The organism is Pseudomonas koreensis, from assembly GCF_036668835.1.
Taxonomy (GTDB): Bacteria; Pseudomonadota; Gammaproteobacteria; order Pseudomonadales; family Pseudomonadaceae; genus Aquipseudomonas; species Aquipseudomonas koreensis_I.
The window spans coordinates 1-25,116 of the sequence record NZ_JAZEVW010000016.1 but is presented as its reverse complement, the minus strand read 5'-3'; the positions used below and the strand labels follow the sequence as shown (position 1 = coordinate 25,116).

At 61.2% G+C, this 25,116-nt stretch carries 22 protein-coding genes; 14 read left to right on the top strand and 8 right to left on the bottom strand.

The window, feature by feature from the left end:
- Window positions 1-8 precede the first annotated feature (8 nt).
- Together V6F91_RS26465 and V6F91_RS26460 are read left to right on the top strand one after the other, a co-directional pair.
- Window positions 9-824 (top strand): gamma-carboxygeranoyl-CoA hydratase, encoded by an 816-nt coding sequence (locus tag V6F91_RS26465; RefSeq protein WP_332769694.1) that lies wholly within the window; start codon window positions 9-11, stop codon window positions 822-824.
- Window positions 824-2,773, top strand: coding sequence for an acetyl/propionyl/methylcrotonyl-CoA carboxylase subunit alpha (locus V6F91_RS26460; protein ID WP_332769692.1), 1,950 nt, complete (start codon window positions 824-826; stop codon window positions 2,771-2,773). The genes V6F91_RS26465 and V6F91_RS26460 overlap by 1 nt, the downstream gene beginning before the upstream one ends.
- Window positions 2,774-2,812: 39 nt before the next feature.
- On the opposite strand, the gene V6F91_RS26455 is transcribed toward V6F91_RS26460, so the two are convergent.
- The gene (locus V6F91_RS26455) at window positions 2,813-3,472 is read right to left on the bottom strand and encodes a LexA family protein (protein ID WP_332769690.1); all 660 of its coding nucleotides are present in this window, start codon (window positions 3,470-3,472) and stop codon (window positions 2,813-2,815) included.
- A 130-nt stretch (window positions 3,473-3,602) separates the two neighbouring features.
- On the opposite strand from V6F91_RS26455, the gene V6F91_RS26450 reads away from it, so the two are divergent.
- Together V6F91_RS26450 and V6F91_RS26445 are read left to right on the top strand one after the other, a co-directional pair.
- Complete coding sequence (locus V6F91_RS26450) at window positions 3,603-3,941, top strand: DUF6124 family protein (RefSeq protein ID WP_332769688.1); 339 nt, start codon at window positions 3,603-3,605, stop codon at window positions 3,939-3,941.
- A 481-nt stretch (window positions 3,942-4,422) separates the two neighbouring features.
- Entirely contained in the window at window positions 4,423-5,574 is a 1,152-nt protein-coding gene (locus V6F91_RS26445; protein WP_332769686.1) for a M14 family metallopeptidase, read from the top strand.
- A gap of 59 nt (window positions 5,575-5,633) precedes the next feature.
- Here V6F91_RS26445 and V6F91_RS26440 read toward each other — a convergent pair whose 3' ends face one another.
- Together V6F91_RS26440 and V6F91_RS26435 are read right to left on the bottom strand one after the other, a co-directional pair.
- On the bottom strand, window positions 5,634-6,179 hold the full coding sequence (locus V6F91_RS26440) for a cytochrome b (protein ID WP_332769684.1): 546 nt from the start codon (window positions 6,177-6,179) through the stop codon (window positions 5,634-5,636).
- Window positions 6,176-7,279, bottom strand: coding sequence for a catalase family peroxidase (locus V6F91_RS26435; protein WP_332769682.1), 1,104 nt, complete (start codon window positions 7,277-7,279; stop codon window positions 6,176-6,178). The genes V6F91_RS26440 and V6F91_RS26435 overlap by 4 nt, the downstream gene beginning before the upstream one ends.
- Window positions 7,280-7,436: 157 nt before the next feature.
- On the opposite strand from V6F91_RS26435, the gene V6F91_RS26430 reads away from it, so the two are divergent.
- The 4 genes from V6F91_RS26430 to V6F91_RS26415 all read left to right on the top strand — a co-directional run bounded on the left by V6F91_RS26430 (window position 7,437) and on the right by V6F91_RS26415 (window position 11,443).
- Entirely contained in the window at window positions 7,437-7,943 is a 507-nt protein-coding gene (locus V6F91_RS26430; protein ID WP_258448678.1) for an RNA polymerase sigma factor, read from the top strand.
- Window positions 7,940-8,695, top strand: a complete 756-nt coding sequence (locus tag V6F91_RS26425; RefSeq protein ID WP_332769679.1) for an anti-sigma factor — start codon at window positions 7,940-7,942, stop codon at window positions 8,693-8,695. Before V6F91_RS26430 ends, V6F91_RS26425 begins: the two co-directional genes overlap by 4 nt.
- Before the next feature lie 98 nt (window positions 8,696-8,793).
- Window positions 8,794-9,924, top strand: a complete 1,131-nt coding sequence (gene zapE, locus V6F91_RS26420) for a cell division protein ZapE (RefSeq protein WP_332769677.1) — start codon at window positions 8,794-8,796, stop codon at window positions 9,922-9,924.
- Between the two features lie 205 nt (window positions 9,925-10,129).
- Window positions 10,130-11,443, top strand: coding sequence for a leucine-rich repeat-containing protein kinase family protein (locus tag V6F91_RS26415; protein WP_332769675.1), 1,314 nt, complete (start codon window positions 10,130-10,132; stop codon window positions 11,441-11,443).
- 111 nt (window positions 11,444-11,554) lie between these two features.
- On the opposite strand, the gene V6F91_RS26410 is transcribed toward V6F91_RS26415, so the two are convergent.
- Entirely contained in the window at window positions 11,555-12,259 is a 705-nt protein-coding gene (locus V6F91_RS26410) for a YebC/PmpR family DNA-binding transcriptional regulator (protein WP_332769673.1), read from the bottom strand.
- 222 nt (window positions 12,260-12,481) lie between these two features.
- Between V6F91_RS26410 and V6F91_RS26405 the strand changes: the two genes are divergently transcribed.
- The gene (locus tag V6F91_RS26405; RefSeq protein ID WP_332769671.1) at window positions 12,482-13,876 is read left to right on the top strand and encodes a type VI secretion system Vgr family protein; all 1,395 of its coding nucleotides are present in this window, start codon (window positions 12,482-12,484) and stop codon (window positions 13,874-13,876) included.
- A 111-nt stretch (window positions 13,877-13,987) separates the two neighbouring features.
- Here V6F91_RS26405 and V6F91_RS26400 read toward each other — a convergent pair whose 3' ends face one another.
- Window positions 13,988-14,848 carry a LysR substrate-binding domain-containing protein gene (locus V6F91_RS26400; RefSeq protein ID WP_332769669.1) on the bottom strand — a complete coding sequence of 287 codons (861 nt, stop codon included), beginning with the start codon at window positions 14,846-14,848 and terminating at the stop codon, window positions 13,988-13,990.
- Window positions 14,849-14,960: 112 nt separating this feature from the next.
- Here V6F91_RS26400 and V6F91_RS26395 point away from each other — a divergent pair, with 112 nt between their 5' ends.
- The 3 genes from V6F91_RS26395 (at window position 14,961) to V6F91_RS26385 (ending at window position 17,777) form a co-directional block, all read left to right on the top strand.
- The gene (locus V6F91_RS26395) at window positions 14,961-16,070 is read left to right on the top strand and encodes a 2-aminoethylphosphonate--pyruvate transaminase (protein ID WP_332769667.1); all 1,110 of its coding nucleotides are present in this window, start codon (window positions 14,961-14,963) and stop codon (window positions 16,068-16,070) included.
- A gap of 143 nt (window positions 16,071-16,213) precedes the next feature.
- Window positions 16,214-17,041, top strand: a complete 828-nt coding sequence (phnX, locus tag V6F91_RS26390) for a phosphonoacetaldehyde hydrolase (protein ID WP_332769665.1) — start codon at window positions 16,214-16,216, stop codon at window positions 17,039-17,041.
- Window positions 17,042-17,228: 187 nt separating this feature from the next.
- The gene (locus tag V6F91_RS26385; RefSeq protein WP_332769663.1) at window positions 17,229-17,777 is read left to right on the top strand and encodes a cytochrome b; all 549 of its coding nucleotides are present in this window, start codon (window positions 17,229-17,231) and stop codon (window positions 17,775-17,777) included.
- A 3-nt stretch (window positions 17,778-17,780) separates the two neighbouring features.
- On the opposite strand, the gene V6F91_RS26380 is transcribed toward V6F91_RS26385, so the two are convergent.
- Together V6F91_RS26380 and V6F91_RS26375 are read right to left on the bottom strand one after the other, a co-directional pair.
- Complete coding sequence (locus tag V6F91_RS26380) at window positions 17,781-18,707, bottom strand: 1-aminocyclopropane-1-carboxylate deaminase/D-cysteine desulfhydrase (RefSeq protein ID WP_332769661.1); 927 nt, start codon at window positions 18,705-18,707, stop codon at window positions 17,781-17,783.
- Window positions 18,708-18,885: 178 nt separating this feature from the next.
- Window positions 18,886-20,925: an NADPH-dependent 2,4-dienoyl-CoA reductase gene (locus V6F91_RS26375; protein WP_332769659.1), complete on the bottom strand. Its 2,040-nt coding sequence runs from the start codon at window positions 20,923-20,925 to the stop codon at window positions 18,886-18,888.
- Between the two features lie 208 nt (window positions 20,926-21,133).
- On the opposite strand from V6F91_RS26375, the gene V6F91_RS26370 reads away from it, so the two are divergent.
- Together V6F91_RS26370 and V6F91_RS26365 are read left to right on the top strand one after the other, a co-directional pair.
- Entirely contained in the window at window positions 21,134-22,264 is a 1,131-nt protein-coding gene (locus V6F91_RS26370; protein WP_332769657.1) for a nitrilase-related carbon-nitrogen hydrolase, read from the top strand.
- A 3-nt stretch (window positions 22,265-22,267) separates the two neighbouring features.
- Window positions 22,268-23,308: an AraC family transcriptional regulator gene (locus V6F91_RS26365; protein ID WP_332769655.1), complete on the top strand. Its 1,041-nt coding sequence runs from the start codon at window positions 22,268-22,270 to the stop codon at window positions 23,306-23,308.
- A 447-nt stretch (window positions 23,309-23,755) separates the two neighbouring features.
- Here V6F91_RS26365 and V6F91_RS26360 read toward each other — a convergent pair whose 3' ends face one another.
- A complete protein-coding gene (locus V6F91_RS26360) occupies window positions 23,756-24,622 on the bottom strand; it encodes a DUF2242 domain-containing protein (protein ID WP_332769653.1) in 867 nt (288 codons plus the stop codon).
- Window positions 24,623-25,116 lie beyond the last annotated feature (494 nt).

Sequence of the window (25,116 nt, the reverse complement as noted above, 5' to 3'; positions counted from 1 at the left end):
GGATGTATATGAGCGACTTCAACACCCTCGAATTGCAAAACGACCCGCGCGGTTTCGCCACGCTTTGGCTCGACCGCGCCGAGAAAAACAACGCGTTCAACGCCGAGATGATCCGCGAGCTGATCCTCGCCCTCGACAAGGTCGCCAGCGACGCCAGTCTGCGTTTTCTGCTGGTGCGCGGGCGTGGCAAGCACTTCAGCGCCGGTGCTGATCTGGCATGGATGCAGCAATCGGCCGAGCTCGATTACCACACCAACCTCGACGACGCCCGCGAGCTGGCCGAGCTGATGTACAACCTCGCCAAGCTGAAAATCCCATCGCTGGCGGTGGTGCAAGGTGCTGCGTTCGGTGGCGCGCTGGGGCTGATCAGCTGCTGCGACATGGCGATCGGCGCCGATGATGCGCAGTTCTGTCTGTCGGAAGTGCGCATCGGTCTGGCGCCGGCGGTGATCAGCCCATTCGTGGTGCAGGCGATCGGTGAACGTGCGGCACGTCGTTATGCGCTGACGGCCGAGCGTTTCGGTGGGCAACGGGCGCGGGAGATCGGTTTGCTGTCCGAGAGTTATCCGGCAGACGAACTCGAGCAGCAGGTCGAACAGTGGATCGCCAATCTTCTGTTGAACAGCCCGGCGGCCATGCGCGCCAGCAAGGACTTGCTGCGTGAAGTCGGCCATGGCGCGCTGACGCCGGCGCTGCGCCGCTATACCGAAAATGCCATCGCCCGTATTCGCGTCAGCCCTGAAGGCCAGGAAGGCTTGCGTGCGTTCCTGCAAAAACGTCCGCCGAGCTGGCAAGCCGCAACCACCACCAAGGAGCCGCGTTGATGAGCGCACCCGTTCTCACCACCCTGCTGGTGGCCAACCGTGGCGAAATCGCCTGCCGCGTGATGCGCACCGCCAAAGCCCTGGGCCTGACCACCGTCGCGGTGCACAGCGCCACTGATCGCGAAGCGCGGCACAGCCGTGAAGCGGACATCCGCGTCGATCTGGGCGGCAGCAAAGCGGCCGACAGTTATCTGCAGATCGACAAGCTGATCGCGGCGGCCAAGGCCAGCGGCGCTCAAGCGATTCATCCGGGTTATGGATTTCTCTCCGAGAATGCCGGTTTCGCCCGCGCCATCGAAGCGGCGGGATTGATCTTCCTCGGCCCCCCCGCCTCGGCCATCGACGCCATGGGCAGCAAATCCGCCGCCAAGGCGCTGATGGAAACAGCCGGTGTGCCCTTGGTACCGGGTTATCACGGCGAAGCGCAGGACCTCGATACCTTCCGCGCGGCTTGCGAGCGCATCGGCTATCCGGTGCTGCTCAAGGCCACCGCCGGAGGTGGCGGCAAAGGCATGAAAGTGGTCGAGGACGTCAGTCAACTGGCCGAAGCGCTGGCCTCGGCGCAGCGTGAGGCGCAGTCGTCGTTCGGCGATTCACGGATGCTGGTGGAGAAATACCTGCTCAAGCCGCGGCATGTGGAAATCCAGATCTTTGCCGATCAGCATGGCCATTGCCTGTACCTGAATGAGCGCGATTGCTCGATTCAACGACGTCACCAGAAAGTCGTCGAAGAAGCCCCGGCACCGGGCCTGTCCGCGGAACTGCGGCGGGCGATGGGCGAAGCGGCCGTGCGCTCGGCACAGGCGATCGGTTATGTCGGCGCGGGCACCGTGGAGTTTTTGCTGGATGCGCGCGGCGAATTCTTCTTCATGGAAATGAACACGCGGTTGCAGGTCGAGCATCCGGTGACCGAGGCCATCACCGGTCTGGATCTGGTGGCGTGGCAGATTCGCGTCGCCCGTGGTGAGGCACTGCCGATCACTCAGGAGCAGGTGCCGCTCAATGGTCATGCGATTGAAGTTCGCCTGTATGCAGAAGATCCGGCGAATGACTTTCTACCGGCGACCGGCCGTTTGGCGCTGTACCGCGAATCCGCTGCCGGACCTGGACGTCGCGTTGACAGCGGCGTCGAGGAAGGCGATGAAATCTCGCCGTTCTATGACCCGATGCTGGGCAAACTGATCGCCTGGGGCGAGGACCGTGAACAGGCCAGGTTGCGCTTGTTGAGCATGCTCGACGAATTTGCCATCGGCGGTTTGAAGACCAACATCAACTTCTTGCGGCGGATCATTGCGCATCCGGCATTTGCTGCCGCTGAACTGGATACCGGGTTTATTGCGCGTTACCAGGAGCAACTGCTGCCGGCACCGCAACCGTTGAGCGATGCGTTCTGGAACGCGGCGGCGCAAGCGCTGGCGCAGAGTCTGCCGCAACGTATGCGCGAGGATGATCCGGCTTCGCCGTGGTCGCACAACAGCGGTTTACGCGCAGGCTTGCCACGGGAAACAACTTTGCATCTGAGTTGCGAAGGTCAGGATCGAGCGGTGACGCTCAATGCCACGGGCAACGCCAGAATGAGCGGCGAAGCACTCATTATCGAAGACGCTGGCGTGCGCCGTGCATTGCCCGCCATTCGCCAGTGCGATGCGCTGTACCTGCACTGGGACGGCGAGTTACGGCGTATCGAAACGTACGACCCGATCAGCGCCGTCGATGCCAGTCACAGCCATCAGGGCGGTCTGACTGCACCGATGAACGGCAGCATCGTCCGCGTGCTGGTCGAGGCCGGTCAATCGGTCGAGGCTGGGGCGCAGTTGGTGGTGCTGGAAGCGATGAAAATGGAGCACAGCATTCGCGCGCCGCATGCCGGAGTGATCAAAGCTCTGTATTGCCAGGAGGGTGAAATGGTTGGTGAAGGCAGCGCTCTGGTGGAGCTGGAAGCCGTGTAAATGAAGGATCGATCCTACGCCTGGCGAGGATCGATCTGACTAGTAACGCGCCGTGGCCTGCACCACCACGCCAATGATTCGACACTCGTCGGTCAACAGGGCTTTCGGCCAGGTTGGGTTGAGCGGTACCAGGTAACGCTGGCCGCCCTGTTCGTCGAGTTTGCGGAAAATCGCTTCCGGGCTGTCGGGCCACTGGGCAATCACCAGTTTGCCCGGCACCGCCTCAACCGCCGGATCGACCAGAATCAGCATGCCTTCGGCAATGCTCTGGCCAGTCGGCGCGGTCATCGAATCCCCCGCTACCGTCAACCAGAACGCCGCGCCGCGTGCGTGGTAATCGGTGAGTTCGAAGCGCTGTTTAGCAGAGGCCCTGGTGTAGGACGCCGGGTCGCCTTCGCGCACTTCACACGTCGTCTGCCAATCGCTGACCGGGTAACGGAAGTACGGGTTGTACTTCTGCGCCAGCGGCATCTCGTCCTCCGGCGTGACTGGCGGCTCACGAATCACCAGCACCACTTCGAGAAAGTCCAGACCCAGCGCCTGCAGCACGCGGTTCATCTCGGTGACACCGGGTTCACGACGCTTGTTCAGCCAATGACCGATCCCGCCCTGGGACATGCCGACGCGCTCTCCGAGCTCTGTTTGAGTGATTTTGAGTTCACTCATCTTGGCCTTGACCAACTCAATCCATTTATCCATGTGCAGCACCTTACTGTCGACGCCTTCGGCCGGCAAAACACAAATTGTAGTATTTAAATTCTAGTCACAACTACGCACAGTACTATGCTGAGAGGACGGATCTCAATCGAACAAGGAGTGCCTCGTCATCATGACTATCAGCAGCAAAGACTTGCCCGATCTGCAAATGGACACCACGTTTACTTCGCCTCAAGGCAACGCGGCAGCGCAACGGGCGCTGGACTATTACTTGAAACCGGCTGTGTCAGAACCGGAGGTGGACGAACGTTTCTTCGACGTCAAACGTCATCTCAGCGGTGAAGAAGCCCTGGTGCATGCTTCAGACCTGTTGCGCTGTGCGGCCGCGACAGCCTTCAAGGCCGCAGAAACCCTGCAAGGCGCGAGCCGCGACCTGGCGTTTTCCGTCGTGCATATGGTGGATATGGCGCGGGCGATGGTCGACCATTCGCTCGATGGTGAGGAAACCTGAAGAATACAGACAGGGGCAGACCGGAAAGATTTTTCCAATCGCGAAGATAAAAACATTTGACTCGCAAATGATAATGATTATTATTGCAAGCAGCTGGTCGCGAGATCAGTCGATGGACCAGAGACCTTAGGTCGGTCTTCTGGACTATCTCCTCATCAGGCTAATCACGGTTTTTGACCCGGCTTTTTGCCGGGTCTTTTTTTGTCCGTTTTTCGGACTTATGGCTTCAGGCTAATGAAGTCTTTGGGTGCTGCGTATTCGATGGCGCGGATAATATCAAAAGAATATCGGATGACAAGCCAAGCCCGGCCACATTGGGGCAAACTTTGCCAATCAGCACTTGAGAATCACTCGCACACACTCTAAGCTGCTTGCGCGTCACGGAGGACGCCCCCCCGCTGCAACCCCCTTAATTCCCCTCGGTTTCAACCCAGCCTGCGTGTAAAGTGACGGCCATAAAAATCCTACCCAGGAATCGATTATGTCCGTGGCCAAATCCTCGTTCGACATCAGCGCCAATTTCGACAGCGGCAACATTCAAGTCATCGACCTCAGCAATCCGCTCAGCCCGGTTCTGGCGATTCGCCCGGACACCCGCAGCGCACATTTTCAATGGTTCCACTTCAAGGCCAGCGGTCTGCATGTCGGCCAGGAACACTGGTTCCGGCTGATCAACGCCAGCCAGTCTTCGTATAACAAAGCCTGGACCGGCTATCAGGCCGTGGCGTCTTACGATCACGTCAACTGGTTCCGTATCCCGACCATTTTCGAAGGCGATTCTCTGCGTTTCTGCCTTGAAGCCACCCAGACCCACGCCTGGTTCGCCTATTTCGAACCGTACAGCCGCGGCCGCCACGACTGGCTGATCGAGCAGGCGCTGAGCAAGGCCGGCACGCAATTGCTGGCGACGGGCAAGAGCGTCGAAGGTCGTGACATCCAGTTGCTGCGCAAAGGCAGCGGCGCCGAGGGCCAGCGCAAAGTCTGGATCATCGCCCAGCAACACCCGGGCGAGCACATGGCCGAATGGTTCATGGAGGGCGTGATCGAGCGTCTGGAAAGACACGACGACCCGGTGCTGAACAAACTGCTGGCCAGCGCCGACCTGTACCTGGTGGCGAACATGAACCCGGACGGTGCCTTCCACGGTCATCTGCGCACCAACGCCATGGGCCAGGACTTGAATCGCGCCTGGCAGAACGCCAGTCAGGAAATCAGCCCCGAAGTACTTTTCGTACAGCAGCAAATGGAAAAGTATGGCGTCGACCTGTTCATCGACGTACACGGCGACGAGGAAATCCCCCACGTGTTCACCGCCGGTTGCGAAGGTAATCCCGGGTTCACGCCGCGCATCGAAAAGCTCGAAGAGCACTTCAACACGCACCTCAAGCACACGACCAGGGATTTCCAGACCCAGTACGGCTACAGCCGCGACGAACCGGGCCAGGCCAACATGACCCTGGCCTGCAACAGTGTCGGGCAGAAATACGACTGCCTGTCATTGACGCTGGAAATGCCGTTCAAGGACCACGATGACCACCCCGACAAAATCACCGGCTGGTCGGGCAAGCGCTCGAAGCAATTGGGCAAGGATGTGCTGACGACCATCGCCGACATGGTCGACAGCCTGCGCTGATCCCCCTCCCCTCGCTGATACGCAAATGGCGCATCGACTTGATGCGCCATTGGCGGCGATCAGCCGCGATCGCGACTGCGCAACATGCTGTCGAGCACTTCGTCACGACGAATCCAGCCATGGAACAACGCTGCCGCCAGATGCACCAGTACCGTCAGGAACAACAGATACGCCAGATAGCCGTGCGCCTTGCGCAGCAGCGCGAACAACTGAGCATCGGCGGGCACGATGGCCGGCAATTGCATCGCAGTGCCGAGCATCACCGGCTCGCCCGAGGCGCTGATCATCGCCCAGCCAAGCAACGGCAACACCAGCATCAATCCATACAACAGCCAATGCGAAGCCTTGGCCGCCAGTGCTTGCCAATCCGGCAGATCAGCCGGCAACGGTGGCTGACGTGTACTCCAGCGCACCAGCAGACGGACGATCACCAGCGCCAGAATGGCGATACCCAACGGCTTGTGCAGATGGATCAGCCATTCATGCCGCTCGGACACCGAGGTGACCATGCCGGCACCGATAAACAGCATGGCGATGATCATCACGGCCATCAGCCAGTGCAGCAACCGCGCCAGCAAAACGAAATGGGTCGGTTGAGTGCTCATGGGCGAGCCTCCTGTTTAGCGGCGGGTAACTGGCTGACTTCGCTGGTGCGGCGCAGGTAGGAATCGGCGTAACCGGCGGACCGCGCGGCGAGCAGCGGGTCGTCGGAACCCTGAATGCCGGCCGGCAGCACCAGCGGGTCGTAGTTGATGTCGCGGCACTCGCCACTCAGTTGCGGTTGGGTTTTGTCCAGCACCAACGTGCCGGCGTTCAACACTTTGCGTTCGGCGGGCCAGTTCTTGCTGGCGTCGTTGACCGGGTCCTCAGGATTGGCGAGGGTGATATTCAATTGAAAACGCAGTGGCCCCGATGCCAGGCGTTGCACCAGATCTTTTTCAAGGAAATCACCACCCTCCGGCGCAATGGCTCCGGCAGCGTCGCGCGCAAGCGGGGTCATGCTCCAGCGCACCGCCTGTTTCTTGCCGTTACCGTCGACCAGATAAAATGCGTTGACGCTGTTATAGGTTTCGGTGGCGTAACTGGCCGACGGCTTGGCCGTCTTGATCCAGGTTAGAAAGGGCGCTGCTTCCGGGTGCGCGGCGAAGAACGCCGGGACTTTCGTCGGGTCCGGCTTACCGGTGGCCGGGTCCGGCGATTGCGCCTGCTGCAACTGATAGAAGGCCTCCGGCGTGCCCACCGGAAACACTGGCATGCTGTTCATGCCGGTGCGCCACTGTTGGCCGTTGGCCTGGGTAAAACGCAGCGCCAGACTGCGGATCGGCACGCTGCCATCCGGCGCGTACGGATTGCCCGACGGCAGTGCGAAACGTCCGACCACCGGTGTCTGCGCCTCGTTGAACACTTGTGCGGTGGAGAACGCACGCGCCTCGCCACTGCTCTCGAAATGGCCGATCACGCACACGCCTTTGCCGTGGTTGCGGCGAAAACCGGGATGCACACCGTTGTTCTTTTCCAGCACATCTACCAGCGCTTTTGGCGTCAGCCGTTGTGGGTCCAAGTTGCCATGCACGTAGGCAAACGCCCCGGCCACAGCGGCGACAACCACGGCAATACCGCCCAGGCGCAACATCAGGCTTGCCGTAGACAAGGGTGGGCGCCGCGGTCCGCCGGGCGGTGTATCGGATGAAGAGCGAACAACCATGTAAGGCTCCAGGGCCAGTGGCCGCAATCAGGAAGAGTCAGCAAGACGCACCCCGTCGGGCTTTATTCCACGCCTCGGTATTTATTTTTCCGAACGTGGAATAACCTCCGGCGACGGACGTCTTCCTAGTCCACAGCGTAGTGAATGGCAGCACGTGATGAGCGAATTCGACGAACAATTGCGAGAGATCATTCCCAGATTGCGCCGCTTCGCCGTATCGCTGACACGCAACAGCAGCAGCGCCGACGATCTGGTTCAGGCCAGTCTGGAACGGGCATTGTCGAGCTGGGGCGAAAAACGCGCCGACGGCGACCTGCGCGCGTGGCTGTTTGCGATTCTGTATCGGCAGTTCCTCGACGCACACCGGCGCTCTCGACGCTATGCGCGGATGCTCGAATTTTTCACCGGTCGCGATGACGCCGAACCGTCGGTGGAACGCACCGTGATCGCTCAATCGACCCTGCAAGCCTTCGACCGTTTGCCCACCGAACAACGCGCGCTGCTGCTGATGGTCTCGGTCGAAGGCCTGTCGTATAAAGAGGTCGCCGAAATTCTCGGCACCCCGCTCGGCACCGTGATGTCGCGCCTGTCCCGCGCCCGTCAGGCCCTGCGCCAATTGAGCGACGGCGAAATCAGCAGCCCTTCTTTGCGGATACTCAAATGATCAGCCTGCCTCCCAACGAGCGCGACCTGCACGCCTACGTCGACCACCAGCTCAGCGACGCCGACCGGCGTGTGCTGGAAACCTGGCTGGCCAGCCACCCGGACGAAGCGGCGCAGGTTCGCGCCTGGCAACACGATGCCCAGCAACTGCGCGCAGCCCTCAGCGGTGCGTTGCAGCAACCGGCCAATCCGGCGCTTGATCCGGCATTGATTCGCCAGCGCCGCCAGCGTCAGTCACGGCGCCACCTGGCCAGTGCGGCGCTGCTGCTGATCGCCGTCAGCATCGGTGGTTTCAGCGGCTGGCAAGCACGGGAGATGACCCTCGTGCGCGGCTCGGTATTACCGATGACCGACGCTTTGCAGGCCTATCGCCTGATCGCCCAGCAAGGCCTGCTTCCGGCCGATTATCAGGTCGACAATGACGGTGACATGCAGCGTTGGCTCGATCGCTATTTCAATCAGGCCAGCCGCTTGCCGGATCTTACGGCGGCCGGGTTCGAACCGGTCAGCGGACGCCTGCTCAGCACCGATGAAGGGCCGGCGGCGATGGTCATGTATGAAGATCGCAGCGGCCACAAGGTGAGCTTCTACGTACGCCCGCCGGGGCCGAAAAACACCTTTCTGCCACGCGGGCGGCGCAGTGACGGCGATCTGCAGGCCGAGTACTGGTCGGGTGGCGGCTACAACTATGCGATGGTCAGCCCGACGGATTCGCCGGCAGCGCCTTTGCTCAAACAATCGCAGCCCTTCTGACGGAACATTGAGCGGCGGTGGCCGATCGACCCGGCCTCTGGTTACACTGAGCCGCCGCGCTTCCGGGCGCCGGCTCAACGAACACGGAGACACCGCGATTGCCTGCCCCACCGTCGAAACGATCAAAACTGCTGGCGCGCTGGCCGGCATTGCGCCGCTGGCTCGGCAAGGGCGTACCGGCCAGTGCCGGGCATGATGCCAACGCCCGATTGATCCGCGATCATTTTCGACACAAGGCCCACGAACAAGGCTATACCCTCAGTCACAGCCAGCAGCGCGTCATCGATTGCATGGCGCAGCAGGCCAGCCTGTTGCTCGGCACCGGCGCGCGTCAACCGCCGAGCCTGTATCTGTTCGGCGCGGTCGGACGCGGCAAGAGCTGGCTGCTCGACGGCTTCTTTCAGGCGTTGCCGATCACCCAGAAACGCCGGCTGCATTTCCATCAGTTCTTTGCGCAATTGCACGACGGCATGTTTCGCCATCGTGGGCATGACGATGCGCTGGAGCTAACCCTTGATGAACTGCTGGAAGATTGTCGGGCGCTGTGTTTCGACGAGTTCCATGTGCATGACATTGGCGATGCGATGCTCATCACCCGGCTGTTCAAGGCACTGTTCAAGCGGAAGATTCTGCTGTTGCTGACGTCCAATTACCCGCCCGAAGGCCTGCTGCCCAACCCGCTATATCACGCGCGTTTCAAACCGGTGATCGAACTGATCCATGCGCGCATGCACGTCATGGAGGTGGGCGGGCCCCATGATTACCGCAGCCAGCAGCGCCTGGTTGAGCATCAAGTCTTTACCCAAGGGCATTACGTGTGGCCAGGCACAACCGCGCAACGCGGCGCCCTCGATCTACCGCCGACTGAGGCGCCTGCCGTTGCGCTGAGTGTCGGCACCCGACAGTTACAGGCGCGGTTCTGCGCGAATCGGCGCGTCGTCTTCACCTTCAACGACTTGTGCGAACAGCCGACCGCCGTCATGGATTATCTGGAGCTGTGTCGACGTTTCGATCATTGGGTCATCGAGGGGTTGCCCGAACTGGGCGAATGCCCGATCGCCACGCAGCAGCGTTTCATCAACCTGATCGACGTGCTTTACGACCAGGACAAGCATCTGACACTGATCGGGCGACTGCCACTGCGCGACAGCCTCGAGGGCCACGCCATCGATCTGGCCCGCACCCGCAGCCGTTTGGGGCAATTGCAAGCGATGCACGACCCGCACTGACACACCGCAGGCCCCTGTGGGAGCCAGCCTGCTGGCGATGGCGGTGCCCTATTCAACATTGATGTCGGCAGTACGACCGTTATCGCCAGCAGGCTGGCTCCCACAAGGTTCGGCGCCGTTTTCGACACTCTGCATCCCTTCAGAACACGGCTTTGCCGTTATCATGTCGCCCCGCGCCGTCTTTTATCGAAAGCGAACATCTGCCATGCACACCCTTGCTCAATTGCGCGCCGGCGAACTGTCGGGCATTACTCGTCTGGATCTGTCGTGTGACCTGACCGAGTTTCCGCGCGAGATTTTCGACCTGGCCGACACCCTCGAAATCCTCAACCTCAGCGGCAATGCCTTGAGTCGTCTGCCCGATGACTTGCATCGCCTGACACGCTTGCGCGTGCTGTTCTGCTCCGACAACCAGTTCACCGAGCTGCCGGCGTGTCTCGGCCAGTGCCCGGCGCTGACCATGGTCGGTTTCAAGGCCAATTGCATCGTCAGCGTACCGCCCGCCGCCCTGCCGCCGCTGTTGCGCTGGCTGATTCTCACCGACAACTGCCTCGAGCATCTGCCGAGCGAACTCGGTGAACGCCCTGCCCTGCAAAAGCTCATGCTCGCCGGCAACCGCTTGCAAGCGCTGCCACCCTCGCTGAGCCAATGCCATCGGCTCGAATTGATCCGTATTGCCGCCAACCGCCTGACCGAGCTGCCGCAGTGGCTGCTGACCCTGCCAAGCCTGACGTGGCTGGCCTACGCCGGCAATCCGCTGGAAACCGAGGCGGACGCCGCCGCGCTAGAGGCGACGCCGCAGATCGCCTGGTCGGCGCTGCGCTTGCAACAGCAACTGGGCGAAGGCGCCTCGGGGGTGATCTCCCATGCGGACTGGCAACGTGACGACAGTTCACTGACCCCGGTGGCGGTGAAGCTTTACAAGGGCGAGATGACCAGCGACGGTTCGCCGTTGCACGAAATGAATGCCTGCATTACCGCCGGCCAGCACCCTAATCTGATCCGCATCGAGGGGCGTCTCAGTGGCCACCCTGACGGCCAGCAAGGTCTGGTGATGCAGTTGATCGATCCGTCCTTTGCCAACCTCGCCGACCTGCCGAGCCTGGACTCCTGCTCTCGCGATGTCTACGCCGCTGATCGCCGCTTCAGCGCCGAGGTCGCGCTGAACATCGCCAAAGGCATCGCCTCGGCGGCGCAGCATCTGCATCGTCAAGGCATCACCCATGGCGACCTGTATGGGCACAACATTCTGTTGAATCAGCACGGCGATTGCCTGCTAGGCGATTTTGGTGCGGCGTCGTTTCACGCTGTCGAGGACAACCCGCAAACGCGCGCGCTGCAACGCATCGAGGTACGTGCCTTCGGGGTCTTGCTCGGGGAATTGCTCGCGCGTATCGATAGTGGGCTGAGCGATCGGCAGCGGCTGGCGCTCGAGGCGCTGGTGCAGCGTTGCTGTCAGGCGGATGTGCTGGGGCGGCCGGGGTTTGGCGAGGTCATTGAGGTGTTGTGGACATTGTGACCGCTGCGCGGTCAATCGCTAGCAGGCTAGCCCTCACAGAAGATTTTGTGAACACCAAAATCCAGTGTGGGAGCTAGCCCTGCTAGCGATGAGGCCATCACTGAAAGAAAATCAGCCCGCCAGACCGACGAACATATCCTGCACGTCGTCATGGTTGTCGAGGCCTTCGAGGAACGCTTCGACCTCAGCCATCTGCTCGTCGCTCAGGCCGCTGACCGGATTCTTCGGCTGGTAGCCGAGCTTGGCCGAGAGCACGGTGAAACCCTGTTCCGGCAGGGCTTTCTGCACGGCATCCAGATCGGTGGGGTCGGTCAGGAACAACGTAGCGCCTTCTTCACCCGGCTCGAAATCCTGCGCACCGGCTTCGATCGCAGCCATTTCCGGATCGGCATCCGGAGTTTCCGGCGCAGCTTCGATCATGCCGACATGGTTGAACATCCACGCTACTGAACCGGAAGCGCCCAGTTGGCCCTTGCGGAAGGCCACGCGGATTTCCGCAACGGTGCGGTTGATGTTATCGGTCACGCACTCGACGATCAGTGGCACCTGGTGCGGGGCAAAACCTTCGTAGGTCACGCGATGGTACTGCACGGTCTCACCCAGCAGACCTGCGCCTTTCTTGATCGCACGGTCGAGGGTTTCTTTTGGCATCGAGGCTTTCTTGGCCTGCTCGACCACCAGACGCAAATGTGCGTTGGTGGCGGTATCGGCACCGTTACGGGCAGCGATGGTGATTTCCTTCACCAGTTTGCCGAAGATCTTGCCCTTGGCGTTGGCAGCCGCTTCTTTGTGTTTAACCTTCCACTGTGCGCCCATTACTCACTCTCTTTGATCTGTGGCGCCGAGACATCTATTGGCCGACGCGTGGCGGCAAGTTTATACGGCCTAAACTCGGCAATCGACCAAAAAAACGTGATGCCGAATCGACAACTTCACCAGACCTTGTAGGGGGATTCTGAAAAACGTCTTTGACACGACCATTCCGCTCTGCGGTTTCGTACCCTCTGACTCCCGTATTGCCTGACAGAGCCTGTGCGAATGCTCAATGACAAGGAAAGTTTTTTCACCCTGACCCTGACCGACACTGGCCTGAGCCTTCCGGTGGTCGGTTTCGACGGCGAGGAGGCGCTCAACCAGCCCTATCGCTTCGACCTCGAGCTGATCGGCCTCGCCCCCGCCATGGCACCAGACACGCTCCTGCAGCAACCGGCCTTTCTGCGTCTGGACGAGCGGCACGGTATTCACGGTGTGATCGACAGTGCCAGTTACGAACATCGCGGTACGCAGCGGATCGGTTACCGATTGAACCTGGTGCCGCACCTGCAACGACTGGCACAACCGGATAAACGCCGGGTATTCGTGCAGTCGAGCGTGCCGCAGATTCTCCAGCAACTGCTCGCTGAAAACGCTTTGGTCGCAGACGATTACCGGATCGAAATGACGGTCGGTCATTACCCGCTCCGGCCGTTCTGCATTCAGTACGAGGAAAGCGATCTGGCGCTGCTCAACCGGCTCTGCGAAGAAGAAGGCATTCACTATCACTTCGAACACCGCGCCGACGGCCACGTTGCAGTGTTCGCCGATGACAGCCTGAGCCTGCCGCAAACGCCGGTATCAGTGCCGTTCAGGGCATGCGAACAAACGCCTTCGCCCTGCATCAGCGCGCTGTACCAGCACCATCATGCTGCACCGATCTGCGCGTTGCGAACGGTGCACGATCGCGGGCAACAGGCCAGCGGCGACGCGGCGGCCAATCAACGAATGGCCGATCCACCGCCCAGACCTGCACCTGAACAGCGCCACCATGAACAGCGCAGCCGCCGCCATCTGCAACGCCAGCGCGGGCAGCACCGCACGATCAATGGCCGCAGCGACCAGAGCGGTTTGTTCAGCGGCGATCTGCTGCAAGTCTCGGCGCATCCGATCAGCCACTTCAACGAGCAATGGCGAATCACTGCGATCCATCATCGTGGGCAGCATCCATCGATTCTCGACCCGAGCCCCAGCGTACACCGCTACCACAACGATTTCTGCGCGCAGCCCTGGGCCAGCGATTTTCGCCCGGCGCTCAAACAACCGCGGCCGAGCATTGCCGGTTTCCATCTGGGCAGGGTCGTGGGCACCTGCGGGCAACCGGCGCAAATCGACGAACACGGCCGCGTCGCCATCAGCCTGTGGCCGGCGGTGCAGGCGCCAATGCGCGATAGCGACGCGCTCTGGCTGCCCGTCGCCATGACGCGCACCCAGCGCCGCCTTACGCCGGACGATCTGCCCTGCGCCGGCAGCCAGGTGTGGGTGAGTTTTCTCGACGGCGATCCGGATCGGCCGATCCTGTGCCTGGGCAATTCGCCCGAACCGGCGCCCCGTTCGCCACCGCCGGTGCGCGACAACGGCTTGTTGCTCGACTGGCTGCTCAACCGCGCCGAACCGTGATCCGCGCACTCGCCGGCCCCATCGCCAGCAGACTGGCTCCCACAGGGATTTTGCGTCGTTCACAAAACCTGTGGGAGCCAGCCTGCTGGCGATTGCAGGCGCTGCGGTCTATCAGGCTGGCGCCAGATCGAAAAACGCCTGAATCAAGCGCAGCTCCCGCCGCCGCTCCATGCAGCCGATCAGGTGCCGGTTCACCAGCCCTGCCCCACCAAGCGGAATCGCCACCACCCGTGGGTCGTGGCTGACTTCTACCGAGGACACCACGCCTACGCCCAAGTCGACGGCGACGGCTTCGGTCACCGCTTCGCGACTGTCGAGTTCCAGCAGCACGCGCGGATGAATCGACGCCTGCGCACAGGCCCGGTCGAAGGTGCGCCGGGTAATCGAACTCGGCTCACGCAACACCATGATCACTTGATCGAGTTCTTTGAGCGGCACTTCCCCGGCGCGCCGTGTCCACGGATGCCCGGCCGGCACCAAAGCGCAGATCCGCGATTCGCCAAGGCCTTGCAAATGCACACCTTTGCGTGGCTCGACCTCAGTCAGCACCGCTACATCCGCATGCTCGGACAACAATGCGGCCAAGGTCTCCTGAGCGTTGCCCAAGCGCAGATTCACGGTAATGCCGGGATACCGCGCACGCAGGCTGGCGAGCATCGGCATCACCAGGTGCGGGCCGTCCGCTGCGACTTCAAGCCGACCGGTGAGCAATTGCCGATTGGCTTCAAGCATCGTCTGCGCCTCTTCGGCCAGGCCGAACATCGCGCGGGTGATTGCGGCGAGTCGGGTGCCCTCCTCGGTCAGCTCCACCCGACGCGCGGTGCGCCGCAACAAGGTGATCTGGTAGTGCTCCTCCAGCGCCTTGATGTGGCCGGTGACCGCTGGCTGGCTGATGAACAAGCGCGCAGCGGCGCGGGTGAAGCTGCCTTCACGGGCGACGGCGTCGAAAGCGCGCAGCTGGAACAGGTTCATGAATAAGCCTCACTGATGGTTGGCATAACAATAAACAATTTGATTGATGAAACGGCTAATTGCAACGTATGCCCCGTAGCTTCATCCCCCAGCGCAGCCCGAGGACACCCGCATGAGTATCGCCGAACCCATCCTGCTTACCCCCGGCCCGTTGACCACTTCGGCCCGCACTCGCCAGGCGATGCTGGTCGACTGGGGCTCCTGGGATGACCGCTTCAATCAACTGACCGCCAGCGCTTGCGAGCAATTGCTGGCGATCCTCAATGGCGCCGCGACCCACCACTGCGTGCCATTGCAGGGCAGCGGCACCTTCGCCGTCGAAGCGGCTATCGGCACGCTGGTGCCGCGTGACGGCAAAATCCTGGTGCTGATCAACGGTGCCTACGGCAGACGGTTGGCAAAAATCTGTGAAGTACTCGGGCGCTCGTTCAGCACTTTCGAAACCGCTGAAGACGAGCCGACCACCGCCGCCGATGTCGACCGTCTGCTGCGCGCCGACAGCTCGATCACCCACGTCGCACTGATTCATTGCGAAACCAGCACCGGCATTCTCAACCCGCTGGCGCAGATCGCTCAGGTCGTCGAGCAACACGGCAAACGCCTGATCATCGACGCTATGAGCTCGTTCGGCGCGCTGCCGGTGGATGCGCAGAAGGTGCCATTCGATGCGCTGATCGCAGCCTCCGGCAAATGCCTGGAAGGCGTGCCCGGGATGGGCTTTGTCTTCGCGCGCAAAGCATCACTGGCCGCTGCCGCCGGCAATTCGCATTCATTGGCGATGGACCTGTTCGACCAGCACGCCTATATGCAAAAAACCGGGCAATGGCGCTTCACCCCGCCGACTCACGTGGTCGCGGCGCTGCACGAAGCCTTGCAGCAATACAACGAAGAAGGTGGCCTGCCGGCACGGCATGCGCGTTATGCCGCCAACTGTCAGGCGCTGATGGAAGAGATGGCCAGGCTCGGTTTGCGCAGCTTTCTACCGGCAGCCATTCAGGCGCCGATCATCGCCACGTTCCATGCGCCGAAGGACCCGCGTTATCAGTTCAAGGATTTCTACGAACGGGTCAAGGCCAAAGGTTACATCCTCTATCCGGGCAAATTGACCCAAGTGGAAACCTTCCGCGTCGGCTGCATCGGCCACGTCACCCCGGACGACATGCGCCTGGCCGTCGCGGCTGTCGGTGAGGTGCTGCGCGAGATGGAAGTGTTAGAGATCTAAAACCCACCCTTAATCCCCTGTGGGAGCGAGCTTGCTCGCGAATGCGGTCGCACATTCAACATAGATGTCGACTGATCCGACGCCTTCGCGAGCAGGCTCACTCCTACATTTGAATCGAATTTCAACTCAGGAATTTCGTTGCCATGAACTACACCACCCCCACCAAACTGCAAGCCGCGATCCTCGACTGGGCCGGCACCGTGGTCGATTTCGGCTCGTTCGCGCCAACGCAGATTTTCGTCGAGGCCTTCGCCGAGTTCGACGTGCAGGTGTCCATAGAAGAAGCCCGAGGCCCGATGGGCATGGGCAAGTGGGATCACATCCGCACCCTGTGCGACCAGCCGCAAGTCGCCGAACGCTATCGCAAAGCGTTCGGGCGTACGCCGACCGACGATGACGTCACCGCCATCTACAACCGCTTCATGCCGCTGCAGATCGAAAAAATCGCCGAGCACTCGGCGCTGATCCCCGGCGCTTTGGAGACCATCGCCAGCCTGCGCGAGCAAGGCATCAGGATCGGCTCCTGCTCGGGCTACCCGAAACAGGTGATGGACAAGGTTGTCGAACTGGCCGCACGCAACGGTTATGTCGCCGAGCATGTGGTCGCCACCGATGAAGTGCCGAACGGCCGCCCATGGCCAGCGCAAGCCCTGGCCAACGTCATTGCGCTGGGCATCGATGACGTAGCGGCCTGCGTGAAGATCGACGACACCGTGCCGGGCATTCTCGAAGGCCGCCGCGCCGGAATGTGGACCGTGGCGCTGATCTGCTCGGGCAACGCGCTGGGTCTGGACTACGACGGCTTCCGCGCTTTGGGCAGCGACGAACTGGCCAGCGAGCGCACGCGTATCCACGCATTGTTCGCAGGCTCGCGCCCGCATTACATGATCGACACTATCAGCGACTTGCCCGAGGTAATCGCCGACATCAATCGGCGGCTGGCCAAGGGTGAAATGCCGCAATCGAGCTGATTCGCTCGATTGCGGCAAAGAAAAACGCCAATATCATTGCGACATTGGCGTTTTTTTATCTCGCGGACTGACGCAACGCAGGGAAAGTCCAGTCAGCTTCGGGCAATTGCGCCAAAGCGGATTACAGTTAACCCATGCCGTCATTCAGAACGGTCGTTACAAACCCTGATCCGTGAGGTAACCCCGTATGCCGTGGACAAGCTCCGAATCGCGCTACAGCACCGTCTCGGTCCTGCTGCATTGGCTGATGCTGGTGCTGTTGGTGCTGGTTTACGCCAGCATGGAATTTCGCGGTCTGTTTCCCAAGGGCAGTGGCGGTCGCACGCTGATTCGCGAAATGCATTACCTGCTCGGCCTGACGGTGTTCGTGCTGGTGTGGTTTCGCCTGCTGGCGCGCAGCCTCGGTCCGGCGCCGAAAATCTTCCCTGCCTCCCCGGCCTGGCAAACGCTGTTGGCGCGGCTGATGCACTGGGCGCTATACCTGTTCATGATCAGCATGCCGATCCTCGGCTGGCTGATCACCAGCGCCGAAGGCCATCAAGTGATGTTCTACGGTTTCGACCTGCCGCTGCTGGTCGGCGAAGACAAGGCGTTCGCCAAACAGGTCGAAGGCTGGCATGTGCTCATCGCGACCATCGGTTACTGGCTGATCGGCCTGCATGCGTTGGCGGGGATCTATCACCATTACGTGGTGCGCGATAACACGTTGCTGCGGATGATGCCCAAGCGCGGCTGAGCGTCAGCGGCCGGCGAGCATGGCGCGCCGGCCCTGCAAGCCACCGCTGTGCACGAACAGTAGCCGCGTGCCAGGCGCAAACCGGCCGGCCTCGACCTGCTGTTTCAGCGCCAGCAAGGCTTTGCCGGTGTACAGCGGCTCCAGCGGCGCACCGCCGGCTTGCTCGATATGTTCGATGAACGCCAGCAAAGCCGGATCGACCTTTGCAAAACCGCCCCGGCTGGCATCGATCAAGGTATACCCGCCGCTGCCCTGTCCGGCCTGTTGCAGAATCGATTCGACCTGCGCCGCCACGCCGTGATTTACCGGCACTGCCAGCGCGCCATAGACGTGTTTCGCGCCGGCCTCAGCGAGCACCAGCCCGGCCAATGTCGTACCGGTGCCGCAGGCCAGCCACCAGGCGTGAAAATCGCTCCAGCCCAGAGCCGCCAACTGCGTTTGCGCCTGCGTCAGCATGGCCGCACAACCGCGAGCCCCGGCCAGTCCACCGCCGCCCTCCGGCACCGGGTAAAACTGCGGATATTGCGTCTGCCACGGTTGCCAGAATCCAGGCTCGTGACGGGCGCGATAGCCGCCGTAACCCAACCAGTGCAGTTGCATGCCGAACGCCTGCAAATCAGCCACTGTCGGCGTTTGCTGGGCATGCCCGCGCAGCAGACCCACCGTTTTGAATCCCAAGCGTTTGCCCGCCGCTGCCAGCGCATGCAGATGATTGGAATGCGCACCGCCGAGGCTGATGATGCCTTCGGCACCGGCGCGCTCGGCGGCTTTGAGATGTTCGGTGAGTTTGAACCACTTGTTGCCGCTGATCAGCGGGTCGATCTGGTCGAGACGCAGGATCGCCACTTCAATGCCGGCAGTGCTGAGCCAGTCCAGGCGAAGGGTTTCGAGCGGGGCTTGGGGTAGCCAGTTGGCGGGGGGTAAAAGCATGAATGCCGGCTCTGTTGCAAAGAGCCAGCATCTTAACAGCCAGGCGAGAACAATCTGCCAGCGCTCGCTAGCCCCTGTGGGAGCGAGCTTGCTCGCGAAGGCGGCGTATCAGTCGCCATCTATTGACTGACACTCCGCTTTCGCGAGCAAGCTCGCTCCCACAGATCCGGCGCTGAGCTTAAAGCTCAGCGGCCAGACGCGATCCCTGATTGATCGCGCGCTTGGCATCCAGCTCTGCCGCCACATCCGCGCCACCGATCAGGTGCACATTCTGCCCTGCTTCGACCAGACCGTCATGCAACTCACGCAACGGATCCTGCCCCGCGCAAATCACGATATTGTCCACCGCCAGCACTTGCGGATCACCGGTTTCGCCAATGCGGATATGCAGGCCGTCGTCATCGATACCGAGGTATTCGACGCTATTGAGCATCTGCACCTGCTTGTTCTTCAGACCGGTACGGTGAATCCAGCCGGTAGTTTTGCCGAGGCCATCGCCGACCTTGGTTTTCTTGCGCTGCAACAGGAACACTTCGCGCGCTGGTGCATGCGGCGCGGCTTTGATCCCGGCAACACCACCGCGGGCCTCCAGCTGCGTATCGATGCCCCATTCCTTCCAGAATGCCGCGCGATCCTGACTGGTCGCCACGCCTTGGTGGACGAGGAACTCCGAAACGTCAAAACCAATGCCGCCAGCGCCAATCACCGCCACGCGTTTACCTACCGGTTTACGCTCGAGAATCACGTCCAGGTAACTCAGTACCTTGGCATGCTCGACACCCGGAATCGCCGGCACACGCGGGGCGATACCGGTGGCGAGAATGATCTCGTCGTAGCCGCCCTCGACCAGTTTCGCCACATCGACGCGGGTGTTCAGGCACACCTCGACATTCGTCGTTTGCAACTTGCGCTTGAAGTAACGCAGGGTTTCGAAAAACTCTTCCTTGCCCGGCACACGCTTGGCGATGTTGAACTGACCACCGATTTCACCGGCCGAATCGAACAGCGTCACCTGATGACCACGCTCGGCTGCCACGGTCGCAGCAGACAACCCGGCAGGGCCGGCGCCGACCACGGCGATCTTCTTGATCTGTTGCACCGGCAGGTAATTCAGCTCGGTTTCATGACAGGCGCGCGGGTTGACCAGGCAACTGGTGAGTTTGCCGCCAAAGGTGTGATCGAGGCACGCCTGGTTGCAGCCGATGCAGGTATTGATCTCGTCGGCGCGGCCTTCAGCGGCTTTATTGACGAAATCCGGATCGGCAAGGAACGGCCGCGCCATCGAGACCATGTCGGCATCGCCCTCAGCGAGAATCTGCTCGGCGATCTCCGGGGTGTTGATGCGGTTGGTGGTGATCAGCGGAATGCTCACCGAGCCGCGCAGCTTGGCCGTGACTTTACTGAATGCAGCCCGCGGCACTTTGGTGGCGATCGTCGGAATCCGCGCTTCGTGCCAGCCGATCCCGGTGTTGATAATGGTCGCGCCGGCCTGCTCGATGGCCTTGGCCAGGGTGACGATTTCCTCCCAGGTACTGCCGCCCTCGACCAGGTCGAGCATCGACAGACGGAAGATAATGATGAAATTCGGGCCCACCGCTTCGCGTACTCGGCGCACGATTTCCACCGGCAGGCGCATGCGATTTTCGTAGCTGCCGCCCCAACGGTCGGTGCGGTGGTTGGTGTGCGCGGCGAGGAACTGGTTGATGAAATAACCTTCCGAACCCATGATCTCGACACCGTCGTACTCGGCAGTCTGCGCCAGTACGGAACAGGTAACAAAATCGCTGATCTGCTTCTCGATGCCCTCTTCGTCCAGCTCCTTGGGCTTGAACGGGTTGATCGGCGCCTGGATCGCGCTCGGCGCGACCTGTTTCGGGCTGTAGGCATAACGGCCGGCGTGGAGAATCTGCATGCAGATCTTGCCGCCCGCCTCGTGCACCGCGCGGGTGACGATACGATGCTTGAGCGCTTCCTCGTCCGTGGTCAGCCTGGCTGCGCCGGAATACACGCCGCCCTCGTCGTTCGGGCCGATACCGCCAGTGACCATCAGGCCGACACCGCCACGCGCACGCTCGGCAAAGTACGCTGCCATACGCTCGAAACCGCCCGGTTTTTCTTCAAGGCCAGTGTGCATCGAGCCCATCAGGGTGCGGTTGCGCAGCGTGGTGAATCCCAGGTCCAGCGGGGCCAACAGGTGCGGGTATTGAGCGGCGGTCATCGGTAACTCCACAACGAGCGATCACGGAAAAATTGCGGGCGCTCTGCGGCTCCCGTCAGTCATGTTCGACAGACTAAGAGCCGCCTCGCTGCGGCTCAATGACCGTAACTGACAACTTATTGATCCAAATGCGCAGTGCCCCTTGGCAATCGCGACCATGCGCCCTACCCTAGTCGCCATACCCTGCTCCCGGTCGTTGTTGGTTTACATGCGCAAACTTTTGTACCTGACGTTTTCCATGGCCCTTGTGGCTGCCCTCACCACCTACGCAATGTGGGCGGCGGACCGGCCGGCCGGGCATTACCTGTCTGACCTGCGCATAAAACTGGCGGTCGACCAGGGCACACCCGCCGACCGCGGCAATCTGCTGGGCATCCAGCCCGAACTGTTTCCTACCGACTATCAAAGCCCCGAACGCCTGCACCGCAAGCTCGCCGCCTATTTGCAGCAGGCGCAGGATCAAGGCTTGTTGAATGAAAAAACTGTCGTGGTCTTGCCGGAAAACATCGGCACCTGGCTGTTGCTCAGCGGTGAAAAAGACGAGTTGTATCAAGCCCCGACCGTGGACGAGGCGATGAACTGGCTGGCGGCGAGCAATCCGTTGTCGTTCGCTCGCGCCTGGCTGCGTGCCAGCGGCAACGACCAGCTCAACGACGCCTATCTGCGCATGAAAGCCAAATCCATGGCCAAGCAATATCAGGCGCTGTTTGGCGGTCTCGCCAAGGAATTTCGCGTGACCCTGGTGGCCGGTTCGATCGTGTTGCCGGAGCCGGAAATTCGCGATGGCCGACTGAAACCGGGCAGCGGCTCGCTCTACAACAGCAGCGTGGTGTTCGGCCGCGACGGCGTGCCACTCGGCCAGCCGCAGCGGCAGATGCACCCGGTGTTCGCTCAACGTGACGTGATCCAGGCCGAGGACAAAGAGCGCATCAACGTGGTCGACACCCCGGCCGGACGTCTCGGCGTACTGATCGGCAGCGACAGTTGGTACCCACAAAACTACCGCACGCTCGACGAGCAAAACGCGAAGTTGGTGGCGGTGCCGGCGCAGTTGTTCGGTCAGGATGCGTGGAACCAGCCGTGGCGCGGTTATAAAGGTTCGAGCACGCCCGGTTCGGTGAGCCTCAAGCCCGGCGAAGTTACTGAAGGACAGGCCTGGCACCGACTGACCCTGACTGCCCAGCCACCGAGCAATCGGGCGATTGCCGGCGTCAGCGTATTCATGCGCGGGCAGTTCTGGGACAAGGCCAGCTCCGGCCAGAGTTTTCTCAGCAGCAACGGTCAGCATTTTGCCGATGGCGACGCCCGCGGCGCGCGTCTGCTGAATATCTGGTTGTAAGCCATGAAGCCCCAGCCGATGCGCCTCGGTGATCTGTCGGTAGGCTTTGTTCACAGCCTCGCCGACGCCGTGCGCAGCCACGGCATCGAACCACAGCCATTGTTGGAACAATACGGCCTCGACGCAGCGCGACTGGCTGAAGCGGGCGCGCGCTTATCGATCCCGCGTTATATGCGCCTGGGCCATGCGGCGATTCAATTGACCGGCGATGCAGCGCTGGGGTTACGTATGGGCCAGCTCAGTCGTCTGAGCCAGGCCGGGCTTGCCGGCGTCACCGCCGCGCAAGCGCCGACCGTGCGCGAAGCTGCGCGCTGCCTGATCCGTTTCGAACCCCTGTATGGCTCGAACTATCGCGGCCAATCAAGCTTTCACGAAGATGCCCATGGCGCGTGGTTGCGTTTCTATTCGATCAGCCCGTACAACGCTTACAACCGCTTTGTCGTCGATTCGATCGTGGCAGGCTGGCTCAATCAACTCTCGACCGTCAGCCGTCAGCCGCTACGGGCCGAGCGCATCGAGATCGAATTTGCCGAGCCCGACTATCGCCTCGCCTATAGCTCGCTGGGCGATTGCCCGATCCAGTTCGGCGCCGAGGGCAACCAATTACGCCTGAATCTGGGCAGCCTTGCACAGCGCAACCCCGAGCATTGCCCGAGTACCTGGCGGCATCTATTGCAACTGTGTGAGCGAGAGCTTGAGCAACTGACGCGAACCCGCAGCCTGCGCGAACGCATCACGCAATTGCTTGGGCCGTTGCTCAATGGTGGCCGTGAACCGGATCTTGAGGAAGTCGCGGCACGCCTGAAACTGCCGACCTGGACCCTGCGGCGCAAACTGGCCGAGGAAGGCACGCAATTTCGCGCCATCCTTAACGACACCCGGCGGGACCTGGCAATGACCTACATCCGTGATACCGAACTGGCGTTCGGCGAAATTGCCTACCTGCTCGGTTTTGCTTCAGCCGAAGCATTCCAGCGAGCGTTCAAGCGCTGGAGCGGCCAGACACCGGGCGAGTTTCGTCGCAGTCATCGAATACGGGCTTGAAGCAGGTGCAAGTTTCAAGCTGCAAGCTGCAAGCTGCAAGCTGCAAGCTGCAAGCTGCAAGCTCAGAGCTCGGTTGCGTCGTCTGCGGGTTCTGGTTGGTCCAGTTCGTAAGCCTGGTATTCGAGCAGTTCTTCCTGATACTCATCCATCGTATAAATCCCCCAACTGCTCGCTATGAAAATGGCTTGATCAATCGACCTGTGCCCCGAGCATAAAGTGCCCGTGTGAAGGAAAAGTGAAACGTGGCCTTCATGAATAAAACGTAGCAGGTGGTTGGGGATTTATCGCGGGGGGATTGTCAGGGGAATGTAACCAATCTTTAAGCCACCCCGGAGACCACTGTGGGAGCGAGCCTGCTCGCGAAAGCGGTGTGTCAGCAACAGCGTTGTCGGCTGACACACCCTCATCGCGAGCAGACTCGCTCCCACAGGGTTTCGTTAAAGTTTACTATTGACCGGACGCAGGCATCGCCGGAATCGGCTCGGACGGCGGCGGAATGTCCGGGTTCGCTGGTGGCGTGATGGTTTCGCTGGCGGGCGCAGGCTCTTCAACGGGTGCTGGCGCAGGCGTGATCGGCGTCGACTCCGCCGGCGGCGCCACCGGTTCGGAACTGACTGGCGCCGTTTCAACCGGGGCCGGCGCAGGCTCTGCAGCAGGCGCAGGCGTTGCAGCGGGTTCCGCTGCCGGAGTCGGCACCAACGGCGCAGGTGCCGGTGCAGGCGTTGCTTTCGCCTCAGGCATGCCGAGGTCTGCCTTGGGCTTCTCCTCGATATGCGCAGCCTTCTTCGCATCCGCCGGCAGGAACTGTTCGACCAGCGTAAAGAAACGCTCGTAGAACTTCTGCGCAGTGACCGTCTCACTGGCGACCTTGACCATCGAGTCGTCAGACGAACCGATCGGCATCGACACCGACCCTAATACACCCACGCCGAGGCTGGCCGAGTTGTTGGTCTTCTTCAGCGCATAACGATCCTGCAAGGCATTGGCAAACATCGTCGCATGGTGCCCGGCACTGCCGTCATCGGCGCAGACCACATTGAAGCTGATCTCCATGTGGGTATCGCCGGTCTGCTGGAAACTCTTGTGCCCGCTGACCAGTTTCGGATCGCTGCTGGTAATGATGTAGCCCTGACTGAGCAACGCCCGCCGCGCCGCTTCGCAACTGGCCGCATCCGTCACCGGATAATTGCGCGAAAACGTACCGGAGTCATCGAAGTTCTCGTGCTCATACATCGGTTTGTCTTTCGAACAGCCGGCAACGGCAGCCAACAACAGCGCCAACCCGGCTACACGCAAGGGAATGGAAATCAACATTGAACATCCTGAGAGAAAACAGTCCGGGGCGTATTGTGCAACAGATCGCAACCCCACGGCGCATGGAATAGTGTCTTGAAACGGTTACAACTTCAATTCAACGTTCATCACGCGCGCTGGCGCGCCAGCACAGAAGGATTGAGTGCAAGAGGGAAGGATCGTTCACTGCCAACCTGCCTACGCCGCCAGGTTAGCCCCAGAGTTTCAATCGGGTACACCGGCCATGGATTGGTCGACTGTCACGCCGCCATCGCTTGCAGGCAAGCTCCCACAAGGAATCGGGGGCACCACAAGGCCACGTGTCAGCTTACCCGCTGTTGATTTTGATTCACTGCCGACGGTTCAAGGTCAAGGGCAAAAGTAAAAGCAAAAGCCCCTCACCCTAGCCCTCTCCCTGTATGTACCGGACACATGGTGGACAGGTGTTCGGAGACATGGTGGACACTTTTTAATAGGCACATTGCTCATCATCAAGGAGATGACCTGTGTCCTGG